The 12803-nt window shown below is 60.4% G+C and carries 16 protein-coding genes; 8 read left to right on the top strand and 8 right to left on the bottom strand.

What is annotated here, in order from left to right:
• Positions 1-178 precede the first annotated feature (178 nt).
• The 5 genes from rpsM (at position 179) to AC1D1Z_RS12675 (ending at position 3227) form a co-directional block, all read left to right on the top strand.
• On the top strand, positions 179-547 hold the full coding sequence (gene rpsM, locus AC1D1Z_RS12655; protein WP_003573772.1) for a 30S ribosomal protein S13: 369 nt from the start codon (positions 179-181) through the stop codon (positions 545-547).
• A gap of 133 nt (positions 548-680) precedes the next feature.
• Positions 681-1070, top strand: a complete 390-nt coding sequence (gene rpsK / locus AC1D1Z_RS12660) for a 30S ribosomal protein S11 (protein ID WP_003547577.1) — start codon at positions 681-683, stop codon at positions 1068-1070.
• 97 nt (positions 1071-1167) lie between these two features.
• Positions 1168-2178, top strand: coding sequence for a DNA-directed RNA polymerase subunit alpha (locus tag AC1D1Z_RS12665; RefSeq protein ID WP_003547579.1), 1011 nt, complete (start codon positions 1168-1170; stop codon positions 2176-2178).
• A 123-nt stretch (positions 2179-2301) separates the two neighbouring features.
• Complete coding sequence (gene rplQ / locus AC1D1Z_RS12670; protein ID WP_003558556.1) at positions 2302-2724, top strand: 50S ribosomal protein L17; 423 nt, start codon at positions 2302-2304, stop codon at positions 2722-2724.
• 83 nt (positions 2725-2807) lie between these two features.
• Entirely contained in the window at positions 2808-3227 is a 420-nt protein-coding gene (locus AC1D1Z_RS12675) for a ribosomal maturation YjgA family protein (RefSeq protein ID WP_182566030.1), read from the top strand.
• 10 nt (positions 3228-3237) lie between these two features.
• Here AC1D1Z_RS12675 and msrQ read toward each other — a convergent pair whose 3' ends face one another.
• The gene (gene msrQ, locus AC1D1Z_RS12680) at positions 3238-3894 is read right to left on the bottom strand and encodes a protein-methionine-sulfoxide reductase heme-binding subunit MsrQ (RefSeq protein WP_115156938.1); all 657 of its coding nucleotides are present in this window, start codon (positions 3892-3894) and stop codon (positions 3238-3240) included.
• Positions 3894-4841, bottom strand: a complete 948-nt coding sequence (gene msrP / locus AC1D1Z_RS12685) for a protein-methionine-sulfoxide reductase catalytic subunit MsrP (RefSeq protein ID WP_115156937.1) — start codon at positions 4839-4841, stop codon at positions 3894-3896. The genes msrQ and msrP overlap by 1 nt, the downstream gene beginning before the upstream one ends.
• Before the next feature lie 335 nt (positions 4842-5176).
• Here msrP and ilvD point away from each other — a divergent pair, with 335 nt between their 5' ends.
• Entirely contained in the window at positions 5177-7015 is a 1839-nt protein-coding gene (ilvD, locus tag AC1D1Z_RS12690; protein WP_018241651.1) for a dihydroxy-acid dehydratase, read from the top strand.
• A gap of 58 nt (positions 7016-7073) precedes the next feature.
• Here ilvD and AC1D1Z_RS12695 read toward each other — a convergent pair whose 3' ends face one another.
• Positions 7074-7427: a lysozyme inhibitor LprI family protein gene (locus AC1D1Z_RS12695; protein WP_477850709.1), complete on the bottom strand. Its 354-nt coding sequence runs from the start codon at positions 7425-7427 to the stop codon at positions 7074-7076.
• A gap of 23 nt (positions 7428-7450) precedes the next feature.
• Positions 7451-7831 carry a YkvA family protein gene (locus AC1D1Z_RS12700; RefSeq protein ID WP_477850711.1) on the bottom strand — a complete coding sequence of 127 codons (381 nt, stop codon included), beginning with the start codon at positions 7829-7831 and terminating at the stop codon, positions 7451-7453.
• Between the two features lie 256 nt (positions 7832-8087).
• Between AC1D1Z_RS12700 and AC1D1Z_RS12705 the strand changes: the two genes are divergently transcribed.
• Both AC1D1Z_RS12705 and AC1D1Z_RS12710 read left to right on the top strand, forming a co-directional pair.
• Positions 8088-9491, top strand: a complete 1404-nt coding sequence (locus AC1D1Z_RS12705; protein ID WP_112902580.1) for a DegQ family serine endoprotease — start codon at positions 8088-8090, stop codon at positions 9489-9491.
• Entirely contained in the window at positions 9488-10804 is a 1317-nt protein-coding gene (locus AC1D1Z_RS12710) for a replication-associated recombination protein A (protein ID WP_131664192.1), read from the top strand. Before AC1D1Z_RS12705 ends, AC1D1Z_RS12710 begins: the two co-directional genes overlap by 4 nt.
• Before the next feature lie 31 nt (positions 10805-10835).
• Here the strand turns inward: AC1D1Z_RS12710 and AC1D1Z_RS12715 are convergent, their stop codons facing one another.
• From AC1D1Z_RS12715 to AC1D1Z_RS12730, 4 genes are all read right to left on the bottom strand, one after another.
• Positions 10836-11510: a VIT1/CCC1 transporter family protein gene (locus tag AC1D1Z_RS12715; RefSeq protein ID WP_115156936.1), complete on the bottom strand. Its 675-nt coding sequence runs from the start codon at positions 11508-11510 to the stop codon at positions 10836-10838.
• 280 nt (positions 11511-11790) lie between these two features.
• The gene (locus tag AC1D1Z_RS12720) at positions 11791-12102 is read right to left on the bottom strand and encodes a DUF1883 domain-containing protein (protein WP_018447014.1); all 312 of its coding nucleotides are present in this window, start codon (positions 12100-12102) and stop codon (positions 11791-11793) included.
• 131 nt (positions 12103-12233) lie between these two features.
• Positions 12234-12497: a hypothetical protein gene (locus AC1D1Z_RS12725; RefSeq protein ID WP_477850714.1), complete on the bottom strand. Its 264-nt coding sequence runs from the start codon at positions 12495-12497 to the stop codon at positions 12234-12236.
• A gap of 26 nt (positions 12498-12523) precedes the next feature.
• On the bottom strand, positions 12524-12706 hold the full coding sequence (locus AC1D1Z_RS12730; protein ID WP_112902584.1) for a hypothetical protein: 183 nt from the start codon (positions 12704-12706) through the stop codon (positions 12524-12526).
• Between the last annotated feature and the right edge of the window lie 97 nt (positions 12707-12803).

Genomic DNA, 12803 nt, shown 5'->3' on the forward strand with positions numbered 1-12803 from the left:
ATTCCGCTAAACACCGCGCCAACTCGCGACATTCCATGCGATCGGCGCGGATTTCCCAGGGAAGTCCGGGTGCGGTCGTTTTGACATGTTACGGACGTAAATCTGAACGGGCGGTTCTCAAGAGCCGCATAACGAAGCCCACTTGCCGGATGGCAACTGGAATGCAAGGAGAACAGGCGTGGCACGTATCGCTGGCGTCAACATCCCGACTGCGAAGCGCGTTGTTATCGCGCTGACCTACATTCACGGGATCGGTCCGAAATTCGCACAGGAAATCGTCGAAAAGGTCGGTATCCCGGCCGAACGTCGTGTGCATCAGCTGACGGACGCAGAAGTCCTTCAGATCCGCGAAGCCATCGATCGCGACTATCAGGTGGAAGGCGATCTTCGTCGTGATACCGCGATGAACATCAAACGTCTGATGGACCTCGGCTGCTACCGTGGCCTGCGTCATCGCCGCGGCCTTCCGGTTCGCGGTCAGCGCACGCACACCAATGCCCGCACCCGCAAGGGTCCGGCAAAGGCAATCGCTGGCAAGAAGAAGTAATTTCCGGGAAACCGGGGTGGGGAGGCTGGCGGTCTGCGCCGGCCTCTTTTGAGTTTGGAGCGGGACCATATGGGCGCCGTTCCGGTGTAGCCGCTGGCATTACGGCGGTGAAGAGATCAACGAAAGGAATACCATGGCTAAGGAAGCCGTCCGCGTTCGCCGTCGCGAGCGCAAGAACATCTCGTCGGGTGTCGCTCACGTCAACTCGACCTTCAACAACACGATGATCACCATCACCGACGCGCAGGGCAATGCGATCGCCTGGTCGTCGGCTGGCGCCAAGGGCTTCAAGGGCTCGCGCAAGTCGACCCCGTTCGCCGCCCAGATCGCTGCCGAAGACTGCGCCAAGAAGGCCCAGGAGCACGGCATGAAGTCGCTGGAAGTCGAAGTTTGCGGTCCGGGTTCGGGTCGTGAATCGGCTCTGCGCGCGCTCCAGGCTGCAGGTTTCATGATCACGTCCATCCGCGACGTGACCCCGATCCCGCACAATGGCTGCCGTCCGCGCAAGAAGCGCCGCGTCTGATCATCGCTCTCGTCACCGGTGAGCGCCTTCGCGCTCCCGGTGGTTTTCAAGCTCGGTTGCCACGATTGGATGGTGGCAACGAACGGAAGGCAAACTCATGATTCAGAAGAACTGGCAGGAACTGATCAAGCCGAACAAGGTGGAGTTCTCTTCGAGCTCGCGCACCAGGGCGACGCTTGTTGCCGAACCGCTGGAGCGCGGCTTCGGCCTCACGCTCGGCAACGCGCTTCGCCGCGTTCTGCTCTCCTCGCTGCGCGGTGCTGCCGTCACGGCGGTGCAGATCGATGGCGTGCTGCATGAATTCTCCTCGATCCCGGGCGTCCGCGAAGACGTGACGGACATCGTGCTCAACATCAAGGAAATCGCCATCAAGATGGATGGCGATGATGCAAAGCGCATGGTCGTGCGTAAGCAGGGCCCGGGCGTTGTCACGGCTGGCGACATTCAGACGGTCGGCGATATCGAAATCCTCAACCCCGAGCATGTCATCTGCACGCTCGACGAGGGCGCCGAGATCCGCATGGAGTTCACCGTCAACAACGGCAAGGGCTACGTTCCGGCCGAACGCAATCGTGCGGAAGATGCTCCGATCGGTCTCATCCCGGTCGACAGCCTCTATTCGCCGGTCAAGAAGGTGTCCTACAAGGTTGAAAATACCCGTGAAGGACAGGTTCTCGACTACGACAAGCTGAACATGACCATCGAAACCGATGGCTCGATCACCGGCGAAGACGCCGTCGCTTTTGCGGCGCGCATCCTCCAGGATCAGCTTGGCGTCTTCGTCAACTTCGACGAGCCGCAGAAGGAAACCGAAGAGGAAGCAGTCACCGAACTCGCTTTCAACCCGGCTCTCCTGAAGAAGGTGGACGAACTCGAACTGTCGGTCCGTTCGGCAAACTGCCTGAAGAACGACAACATCGTCTACATCGGCGACCTCATTCAGAAGACCGAAGCAGAAATGCTCCGCACACCGAATTTTGGTCGCAAGTCGCTGAACGAAATCAAGGAAGTTCTCGCTTCCATGGGCCTGCACCTCGGCATGGAAGTGCCGGCATGGCCGCCCGAGAACATCGAAGATCTCGCCAAGCGTTACGAAGACCAATACTGAGAAAACAAAAGGCAGGCTCTTTCGGCTGCCTTTCCCCGTCAAACAGCAGGCCGATCGCCTGCATGTGCCAGGAAACGGCAGGCCCACTTAGCGTAAGGGCACCTGCATTAAAGGAGAATAGCAATGCGCCATGGTAAAGCCGGCCGCAAGCTGAATAGAACTGCAAGCCACCGCAAGGCGATGTTCGCCAACATGGCGGCTTCGCTGATTACCCACGAGCAGATCGTCACGACCCTTCCGAAGGCCAAGGAAATCCGCCCGATCGTCGAGAAGCTCGTCACGCTCGGCAAGCGCGGCGACCTGCACGCTCGCCGTCAGGCGATCTCGCAGATCCGCGATGCCGCTGTCGTCTCGAAGTTGTTCGACACGATCGCAACGCGCTACGCCACCCGCAACGGCGGCTACCTGCGCATTATGAAGGCCGGCTTCCGCCAGGGCGACAATGCCGCCATGGCTGTGATCGAATTCGTCGACCGCGATGCCTATGCCAAGGGCGCAGCCGACAAGGCCCGCGTCGCTGCCGAAGAGCAGGCTGTCGCCGCTTAATCTTCCGCTCCGGCGGAAACAGAACAGCCGGGCTGCAAAGCCCGGCTGTTTTTGTTTCTGATATAGTGACGAGACCGGCTCCATTGCGCAAAATCATTCAGATTCGCTCTCCGCAGTTCCTTCGTCTGGCCGCCCTGTTTCTTGTCATCGTTCTCGGGCTGGTGCTCCGCAGGTTTGGCTATGCGGTCGATCTGCCTTTTATCGTCGTCAAATATGGCGGATCGGCACTCTGGGGAGCGATGGTCTATCTGCTCGTGGCGCTCTTTGTCACAAGGTCACGGCCGGCAGTAATTTCTGTCACAGCGCTGTTCATAACGATCTCAGTGGAATTGTTCCGGCTTTATCACACGCCCTGGCTCGACGCGTTTCGGCTGACCACGGCAGGCGCGCTGTTGCTTGGCCGGGTATTTTCGCTTTGGAACATGCTGGCCTATGCCATCGGCATAGCCGCGGCCTGCGCCTTCGATCCCGCACGTCGGGCTGCGACGCATCCTCGCGGGTAAGTTTGCAATCCTACGAAACAGACGCTACTGCGCGATTGCGCGTCCGCCCTTTGCCCTTCTGCCTGTTGCGTGCGATGGGCCGATAGGAGCGGTAGAGGATCAGTGCGATGATCAGCCCGACATAGATATATTGCTCGAGGTCGAGGATCTTGGTCGAGAGCGCGAAGTGCAACGCCCCGCAGGCGGCGATGATATAGACGAGGCGATGCAGCCAGATCCAGTTCTTGCCGAGGCGGCGGATCGAGAGATTGTTGGATGTCAACGCCAGCGGAATGAGCATCGCAAGCCCGGCCATGCCGAACATGATGAAGGGGCGCTTCAGCACGTCGTTGATCACGGCGGAAATATCCATCGCCTGGTCCAGCACCATGTAGACGGTGAAATGCATCAGCGCATAGTAGAAGGTCAGCAGACCGAGGGCGCGGCGATAGCGTAGATAGTTCCAGCCGAAGAGCTCACGGGCAGGGGAAACGGCAAGGGTCAGGATCAGAAAACGGATCGTCCAGATGCCGAGGAAGAGCTCGAAGGTCTTGACCGGATCGGCGCCGAGCTGGTCGGTCGCGCCGAGATAGAAAGTCCAGGCCGCAGGCACGAGCCCGACGACATAAAGCAGCCAGACGGAGGCGGGTTGCCAGCGCTTCGGGATGGCGAGCGACAGTTCCGCCATCAGAAATTCGCCTTCAGGTCCATGCCGGCATAAAGGCTCGCCACCTCGTCGGCATAACCGTTGAAGGGCAGGGTGGGATGGCGGCTCGCGCCGAAGAAGCCGCTTTCGCCGATGCGCCGTTCGCTCGCCTGGCTCCAGCGGGGATGGTCGACCGCTGGATTGACGTTGGCGTAGAAGCCGTATTCCTGCGGATTGGTGACCTGCCAGGTATTCTTGGGCTGCTGGTCGGTGAGTGTGATCCTGACGATCGACTTGATGCCCTTGAAGCCGTATTTCCACGGCACGACGAGCCGGATCGGCGCGCCGTTCTGGTTTGGCAGCGTTTCGCCATAGAGCCCGACGGCAAGCAGCGTCAGCGGATGGCGCGCCTCGTCCAGGCGCAGACCTTCGACATAGGGCCAGTCGAGCGACTGGAAGAAGCCCTTCTGCCCAGGCATCTCGTCCGGCCGCACGACGGTTTCGAAGGAGACGTATTTGGCGCTGCCGAGCGGCTCCACCTTGTCGAGCAGCGATGCCAGCGGAAAGCCGTCCCAGGGGATGACCATCGACCAGGCCTCGACGCAGCGCATCCGGTAGGTGCGCTCCTCGATCGGGAATTCCTTCATCAGCACCTCGAGGTCGAAGGTACCTGGCTTGTTGACCATGCCGTCGACCTTGATCGTCCAGGGCAGCGGCTTGAAATCGCTGGAAAGTGCTGCGGGATCGCCCTTGTCGAGGCCGAACTCATAGAAATTATTGTAGGTCGTGACGTCCTTGAGCGGCGTCGCCTTCTCGTCGACCTTGTACTTGCTCTCAACGGCGGAGAGGGCCGCAGCGCTCGCCTTGCCGGCGCTGTAGAGCGCCATGGCGCCAAGTGCTGCCGCGCCGAGGAATTCACGACGGCGCACATAGATCTGGCGCGGCGTGATCTCCGATGACGCGATCTTCGGTGGGCGATAGGTTGGCATGGCGAAATCTCCTGGGCGGATTTCTGCAATATAGTCTTTAAACGAACCGCCCGCATGTTCGGATGAGTGTCTAAGCCTTGAATATTACAGACGTGAAGCCAATTTTTTGTGTTCGGCCGTGATGGAATAGGCTGTAACGAAACGTCGCGCTGTACCGTATATGATCGATGGGCCTCATGGCGCTCAGGCCATGGCGTACCGGATTTGGCCTTCACGGTAGTGACAGCCCCCGTCGATTGGATTAGGACAATTCGAAAAAGCAGCGTTTGCCCGGCCTGCAGGCTCCATGCCGCCCCGCTTCGCCTGATAATTCCGACACGTTGAGGAAGACACCGATGCCAGCTTACCGTTCCAGAACCACGACCCATGGCCGCAACATGGCGGGCGCCCGCGGCCTTTGGCGCGCCACGGGCATGAAGGATTCGGATTTCGGCAAGCCGATCATCGCGGTGGTGAATTCCTTCACCCAGTTCGTGCCCGGCCACGTGCACCTGAAGGACCTTGGCCAGCTCGTTGCCCGCGAGATCGAGGCGGCTGGCGGTGTTGCCAAGGAATTCAACACGATCGCCGTCGATGACGGCATCGCCATGGGGCATGACGGCATGCTGTATTCGCTGCCCTCGCGAGAGCTCATCGCCGACAGCGTTGAATACATGGTCAATGCCCATTGCGCCGACGCCATGGTCTGCATCTCCAACTGCGACAAGATCACCCCCGGCATGCTGATGGCGTCGCTACGCCTCAATATCCCGACCGTCTTCGTCTCCGGCGGTCCGATGGAAGCCGGCAAGGTCGTGCTGCACGGCAAGACGCATGCACTCGACCTCGTCGATGCCATGGTCGCCGCAGCCGATGACAAGATCAGTGACGAGGACGTCCAGACCATCGAACGCTCTGCCTGTCCGACCTGCGGCTCCTGCTCCGGCATGTTCACCGCCAATTCGATGAACTGCCTGACGGAAGCGCTCGGCCTGTCGCTGCCCGGCAACGGCTCGACGCTTGCCACCCACGCCGACCGCAAGCGCCTCTTCGTCGAGGCCGGCCATCTGATTGTCGATCTCGCCCGCCGTTATTACGAGCAGGACGACGTAAAGGCGCTGCCGCGCATCATCGCTTCCAAACAGGCGTTTGAGAATGCCATGACGCTCGATATCGCCATGGGCGGCTCGACCAATACGGTCCTGCACATCCTTGCTGCCGCCCATGAAGGCGAGGTCGATTTCACCATGGCCGATATCGATGCGCTATCGCGCCGGGTGCCGTGCCTGTCAAAGGTCGCCCCCGCCAAGAGTGATGTTCACATGGAAGACGTCCACCGCGCCGGCGGCATCATGTCGATCCTCGGCGAACTCGACAAGGGCGGCCTCTTGAATCGCGATTGCCCGACCGTCCATGCCGAGACGCTGGGCGATGCGATCGATCGCTGGGATATCACCCGCACCAACAGCGAAACCGTTCGCAACTTTTATCGTGCCGCTCCGGGTGGCATTCCCACCCAGGTCGCCTTCAGCCAGGAGGCCCGCTGGGACGAACTCGACACCGACCGCGAAAACGGCGTCATCCGCTCGGTCGAGCATCCCTTCTCCAAGGATGGTGGTCTTGCCGTGCTCAAGGGCAACCTTGCGATCGACGGCTGCATCGTCAAGACTGCCGGCGTCGATGAATCGATCCTGAAATTCTCCGGCCCCGCCCGCGTCTTCGAAAGCCAGGATGCCTCCGTCAAGGCGATCCTTGCCAACGAGGTGAAGGCCGGCGACGTCGTCGTCATCCGCTACGAAGGCCCGAAGGGCGGCCCAGGCATGCAGGAAATGCTCTATCCGACGAGCTATCTGAAGTCGAAGGGCCTTGGCAAGGCCTGCGCGCTCATCACCGACGGCCGCTTCTCCGGCGGCACCTCCGGCCTCTCGATCGGCCATGCCTCGCCGGAAGCGGCAAATGGCGGCACGATTGGCCTGGTGCGCGAAGGTGACATGATCGACATCGACATCCCCAACCGCACGATCAGCCTGCGCGTCAGTGAGACCGAACTCGCCGCCCGCCGCGCCGATCAGGATGCCAAGGGCTGGTATCCCACAGAAGTCCGCAAGCGCAACGTCACGACCGCCCTGAAGGCCTACGCCGCCTTCGCAACGAGTGCGGACCGCGGCGCCGTGCGCGATCTGAACGCCCGCTGAGTCGCTTCAACCTGCGACCCGCTGATTAAGAGTCAGCTGCTCCGCCGACCGGTCGCTTTTAAAGCGGCCGGTTGATGTTTTTATAGGTCTCGCCGAGCTGCTTCAGCCGCTCGTCATAGACAGCCTTGATACAGGCCACATCCGCCCCGCATTCCTGCCGTTTCTTCAGCCAGGCGGTCTGTTCGTCCTGCAATGTTCCACGCGAGCCCATCGCCAGCAGGCCGGAGAGCAGCTCGAAGGTCGTCACCATCTTCACGTCGGCATCGTTGAGTGCGCGGTTGTCGCAGATCGCTTTCTCATCCGGCTTCAATTCCTTCGCATCGCAATCGAAGCTTGCTGCCTGTACCAGGTTCGATGCAATGAGCAGCATCGCAAAGCCGAGAGCCGCTGTCGTCGTTCTTGTCGTGATCATTCATATGTTCCTATTGCCGCCGGTCAGGCCAGCTTCCGCAGTGCCAGAGCCAGGAAGATGATGCAGATGAGCCAGACGGCAAGGATGAAGATCAGTCCGACCCGGCTGGAGGGACGTTCGATGCGCCTTGCCGCCTCCGTGCGAAGCTCGTTCATCACCTCTGCCGGAACGAGCCGGATCGCCAGCATGATGCCGAGCGGCACGATGAGGAGATCGTCGAGATAGCCGAGGATGGGGATGAAATCGGGGATGAGATCGATGGGCGACAGCGCATAGGCGGCAACGGCGCCGGCCACCGCTTTGGCATGCCACGGCACACGGGGATCGCGGGCGGCAAGCCATAGGGCCACGATGTCACGCTTCAGTGACCTCGCCCAGTTTTTGGCTTTTGATATCAGTTGCATGGCCAATCTTCCTGAATCAAATTCATAATGACTTCAACCGGTTTCCAAGACATCCCTTTGCCTTATTCTTCCATGCTTCCGCCCCCTTTCCTTTCTAGCGTCGGGCCGCAGAACAGGATGATTTTAGGCCGGTCGGCCTAAAATCTGAATCCTGTTCGCAATTAGATAGTTAGAGCATGATGTCGTCCGAAAACCGCTCACACTTTTCGGCATCATGCTCTAAAACGTTCCTCAAGAGGATTCAAAAGGGATACCCATGCAAGGCCTGTTCAAGCGCGCCTCCGTCTCGCTATTCGCTCTCATGCTCGTTCTGCCGGCTGCGGCCCATGCGCAGACGGCAAAGACCGTACCCGAGAGCCAGATGCAGATGCAGCTCTCCTTCGCCCCGCTCGTCAAACAGACGTCGGGCGCCGTCGTCAACGTCTATGCGGAAAAGACCGTAAAGCGGCAGTCGCCCTTTGCCGGCGACCCTTTCTTCGAGCAGTTTTTCGGCCAGCAGATGCCAAACCGTTCGGAAAAGCAGTCATCGCTCGGTTCCGGCGTCATCGTCGAGGCGAACGGCACTGTCGTGACCAACAATCATGTCGTCGAAGGCGCCGACGACATCAAGATCGCACTGTCGGATGGCCGCGAATTCCCCTGCAAGGTGGTGCTGCGTGATGACCGTGTCGATCTCGCCGTGCTGAAGATCGACACCAAGGAAAGTTTTCCGACATTGCCGATCGGCAATTCCGATACGGTCGAGGTCGGCGATCTCGTGCTGGCGATCGGCAACCCCTTCGGCGTCGGCCAGACGGTGACGAGCGGTATCGTCTCAGCACTTGCCCGCAACCAGGTGGTCAGGAACGAATTCGGCTTCTTCATCCAGACCGATGCCTCGATCAATCCCGGCAATTCCGGCGGCGCCTTGATGAACATGAAGGGCGAACTGATCGGCATCAACACGGCGATCTTCTCGCGCGGCGGCGGCTCGAACGGCATCGGCTTCGCCATCCCTGCCAATCTGGTCAAGGTCTTCCTCTCCTCTGCCGATGCCGGCGTCAAATCCTTCGAACGGCCCTATGTCGGCGCGAGCTTCGATGCCGTGACCTCGGAAGTGGCTGAGGCGCTGGGGCTGAACAAGGCCCGCGGCGCGCTCGTCGTCAAGGTCTCGGAAGGCGGGCCGGCGGCCAAGGCCGGGCTGAAGGCCGGAGAAATCGTCACTGCCGTCGACGGGATTTCTGTCGAACATCCGGATGCGCTGCTCTACCGGCTGACGACGGCGGGCCTCGGCAAATCGGTCAACCTCACCGTCGTCGAGAACGGCCGCGAGGAGCAGCTGCCGCTGACGCTCGCCCGTGCCCCGGAAACCTCGCCGCGCGACCAGCGCACGATCGGCGGGCATACGCCGTTTACCGGCGCCGTCGTCGAGAACCTGTCGCCCCGGGTCGCCGACGAGCTGCGCATGCCGCCGGAATCGGCAGGCGTCGTCGTATCCGAGGTGAAGGACGATTCGCCTGCTGCCCGTCTCGGTTTCGAACCGAAGGATATCATCGTCTCGATCAACGGCACGGATGTGAAGTCGACCAGCGAACTATCCCAGATCGCCGATAGCGACCCCGGCCTCTGGCGGGTCGAGATAGAGCGCGACGGCCAGCGCATCCGGCAATTTTTCCGATGAGCAACGATCTCTTCGCGCCGCGTATTCCGGAGGAGGTCGCTGCCAGGCGGCCGCTTGCCGACCGGCTGCGGCCGAAGACGCTTGCCGATGTCACCGGTCAGGAACACCTGACCGGTGAGGATGGCGTGCTGAAAAGGATGATCGAAAGCGGCTCGCTCGGCTCGATGATCTTCTGGGGTCCGCCCGGCACCGGCAAGACGACGGTGGCACGGTTGCTTTCGGGCGAGGCGGGCCTGGCCTTCGAGCAGATATCGGCGATCTTCTCCGGCGTCGCCGATCTGAAAAAGGTGTTCGAGACAGCCCGTTTGCGGCGTATGGACGGCCGTCAGACGCTGCTCTTCGTCGATGAGATCCATCGTTTCAATCGCGCCCAGCAGGACAGTTTCCTGCCCGTCATGGAGGATGGCACCGTCATCCTCGTCGGCGCCACCACCGAGAACCCATCCTTTGAGCTCAACGCCGCTCTGCTGTCGCGTGCCCGTGTGCTCACCTTCAAGTCGCATGACGAGGAGAGCCTCGAGGAACTGTTGAAGCGTGCCGAGGCGATCGAGCAGAAGCCGCTGCCGCTGACGGAGGATGCTCGCGTCAGCCTGATCCGCATGGCCGACGGCGATGGCCGCGCGGTGCTGACGCTCGCCGAAGAAGTCTGGCGCGCGGCGCGCGAAGGCGAGAGCTTCGACACAGAAGGCCTGACGCGCATCGTCCAGCGCCGTGCCCCGGTCTACGACAAGGCGCAGGATGGTCACTACAATCTGATCTCGGCGCTGCATAAATCCGTACGCGGCTCGGATCCCGATGCCGCGCTCTACTATCTCGCCCGTATGTTCGATGCCGGCGAGGATCCGCTCTATCTCGGCCGGCGGCTGGTGCGCATGGCGGTGGAGGATATCGGTCTTGCCGATCCGCAGGCGCTGGTGATCTGTAATGCCGCCAAGGATGCCTATGAGTATCTCGGCTCGCCGGAAGGTGAACTGGCGCTGGCCCAGGCCTGCGTTTATCTCGCCACCGCGCCGAAATCGAATGCGGTCTACACTGCCTTCAAGGCGGCAAGCCAGGCCGCAAAGCAGAATGGCTCGCTGCTGCCGCCGAAGCATATCCTCAATGCGCCGACCAAGCTGATGAAGGGCGAGGGTTACGGCGAAGGTTATCGCTACGACCACGACGAGCCGGACGCCTTTTCCGGCCAGGACTATTTCCCGGAGAAGATGGGTCGCCAGATCTTCTACGATCCGCCGGAGCGCGGTTTCGAACGCGATATCCGCAAGCGGCTGGAATGGTGGGCAAAGCTTCGCAAGGAGCGCAATCCGCGCTGAGGTGCGGTGCCTGTTCGGTTGGTGAAGGAGCTCAGCCGCCAAGAACGATCGCTATTGCAACCAGAAGCAATCCGAGACAAGTCATCGTCATCCCTGCATAAAAGGGCCTGCCTCCTGAAAACGTCGCCCACGCATAGCCCGTCACAAATAGCAGCATAACAAGAAACAGGTTGCTGGCTCTCAGAGCAAGCTGCGCATTGTCGATGAGAAGGAAAGGGATAACTGCCGGAATGGAGGTGGCAGAAACCAAAAAGAAGATCGCAATTGCGGCAAACAGATCGCCTTTCGATAGGGACACCTTCACAGGATCGGCCCGAGATGCGAGCGTCAGGAGTGACCGATAGAGTGCCTCCGCATCGGCGGCCTTTCCAGAAAATGGTGCTTCTTCAATCGGGAATTCGTTCGCGAGCACCTTGAGCGCCGCAGATTCACTTTTGGCGGCTTTGATTTGCCGAAAAAGGCGCAGCCGTCTGCTCCTGTAGAATGTCGTGCCCAGGATGAACAATACGGCGTCAATGATCCCCCAAGCGACATTGCATCCGATTGTTGCAACTAAAAGCTCCTGAACATTTAACCCCTCTTTTTCAAGAACAAGTCTCGAACCAATCGTCCACGTGAGCGCCATAATCAATCCGAAAAGTACTTCGCCGAGCGCATCGCCAGGATCGATGATATTGGTGATACGACCCATTGGGCTCGAAGTCATGGCCTACTCCCCACGTTGTGAAGATCTTCGTCTGCTACCCCACTTACCCTCGGCGCATCAAATGGCGAGCCGAGCTGCATCTGGTGGCGCTGCGGCGCGGGCAAGCCTCGCGACAGGAGAACTGTGATCGACGTGGCAGTCTGATTCAATGATCCTGATCAAGGATCGGGGAGGATCTACGCGTTTTCCGAGGGCTTGATGGCTGCACGAACGCCCTAATCGGGGGCGCCGGCTGGTTGGCAGGAGAGACGAGCCGAGAAGATGCGTGGTGCTGCCAAGCTCAGGAAACGCGCGGTGTCTTCTGATTTGGTGGTGCGGCGATTACCTTGACGGACGATTCCGCAAGCCCGTGATGACCTTCCATGTCGACGACGACATGCCAGTGACCGCTTTCCGGAACGGCGATCTTGATCGGCGATTTGCGCGCCACGCCGCCGATATATTTGAAATCGAGAACCTCGGTGAACCGCTGGAAATTCGGCGCCGTCATCAGGCGGACATTGTTCACCGCATTCAACGACACCTCGATGATCGTTCCGGCGCGTTGTTCCTTGAGATCATAATGGGTGAAGCGGAAATTCGGTTTCGGCATCGGTCTCGCGGCGTCTGAAGTCTCTGCGCCAGGATTTTACCAGCATGCCGGTTAAGGAAAAGTTGGATATTGGCCTCCAACCCATGTCTTCGGTCTCCCGCCGGGTGAAAACGGCGGGAGACCGGTAAGATTTAGTGGATATTCGCGGTGCTATGCGTAAAGGGCGCGAATTCGAGCACCATGCCTGCGGCCGCCCTATGGATATCAGCCGAGGGGCAGTTGCATTCCCCTGCAGCGAAATGGAGGGCGGCCGCCTCATTGATGAAGAGCCCGCCAACGAGGCCATCGCGATCGTGGACGATCCAGCGGCCGCTTCTGTCGCGGCCGACGGTGAAGCGGGCAGAAGGCGAGGGCGCTGCGGAAGGCAGGCTGCGGCGTTGCTGTGCGTTTGCCATTGTGATGATCCTTCGGTCCTGATGGTTCAGCGGGAGATGAGGCTGAAGGTCATCTGCACCAGCCCGGCAAAGGCCATCGCTGCCCCAAGGCGGGGCGCAATGGCGGCAAGGCCGGAGAGCATCGGATGGGAGGGATCGGCGGCGAGTGTGCTGAGGTGGCTGCGTTGCAGCGGGTCGCTCTCGGCACTCGGTTCAGTCAGGCGTGACATCGGTTTGTCCTTTCGAAGTCTCACTCAACCGCCGCTTGATAGTGCGGCGGTGTCACGCCTTGGAAGATAGGCGTCTGCGGATAGGGTTTCCATTTGG

The organism is Rhizobium sp. P1_E1 (assembly GCF_056406015.1).

Bases quoted from the DNA above. Each gene is read 5' to 3' on its own strand.
- rpsK (WP_003547577.1), top strand. From the start codon at position 681: ATGGCTAAGGAAGCCGTCCGCGTTCGCCGTCGCGAGCGCAAGAACATC.
- AC1D1Z_RS12665 (WP_003547579.1), top strand. From the start codon at position 1,168: ATGATTCAGAAGAACTGGCAGGAACTGATCAAGCCGAACAAGGTGGAG.
- rplQ (WP_003558556.1), top strand. From the start codon at position 2,302: ATGCGCCATGGTAAAGCCGGCCGCAAGCTGAATAGAACTGCAAGCCAC.
- msrQ (WP_115156938.1), bottom strand. From the start codon at position 3,894: ATGGCGGAACTGTCGCTCGCCATCCCGAAGCGCTGGCAACCCGCCTCC.
- msrP (WP_115156937.1), bottom strand. From the start codon at position 4,841: ATGCCAACCTATCGCCCACCGAAGATCGCGTCATCGGAGATCACGCCG.
- ilvD (WP_018241651.1), top strand. From the start codon at position 5,177: ATGCCAGCTTACCGTTCCAGAACCACGACCCATGGCCGCAACATGGCG.
- AC1D1Z_RS12695 (WP_477850709.1), bottom strand. From the start codon at position 7,427: ATGATCACGACAAGAACGACGACAGCGGCTCTCGGCTTTGCGATGCTG.
- AC1D1Z_RS12700 (WP_477850711.1), bottom strand. From the start codon at position 7,831: ATGCAACTGATATCAAAAGCCAAAAACTGGGCGAGGTCACTGAAGCGT.
- AC1D1Z_RS12705 (WP_112902580.1), top strand. From the start codon at position 8,088: ATGCAAGGCCTGTTCAAGCGCGCCTCCGTCTCGCTATTCGCTCTCATG.
- AC1D1Z_RS12710 (WP_131664192.1), top strand. From the start codon at position 9,488: ATGAGCAACGATCTCTTCGCGCCGCGTATTCCGGAGGAGGTCGCTGCC.
- AC1D1Z_RS12715 (WP_115156936.1), bottom strand. From the start codon at position 11,510: ATGACTTCGAGCCCAATGGGTCGTATCACCAATATCATCGATCCTGGC.
- AC1D1Z_RS12720 (WP_018447014.1), bottom strand. From the start codon at position 12,102: ATGCCGAAACCGAATTTCCGCTTCACCCATTATGATCTCAAGGAACAA.
- AC1D1Z_RS12725 (WP_477850714.1), bottom strand. From the start codon at position 12,497: ATGGCAAACGCACAGCAACGCCGCAGCCTGCCTTCCGCAGCGCCCTCG.
- AC1D1Z_RS12730 (WP_112902584.1), bottom strand. From the start codon at position 12,706: ATGTCACGCCTGACTGAACCGAGTGCCGAGAGCGACCCGCTGCAACGC.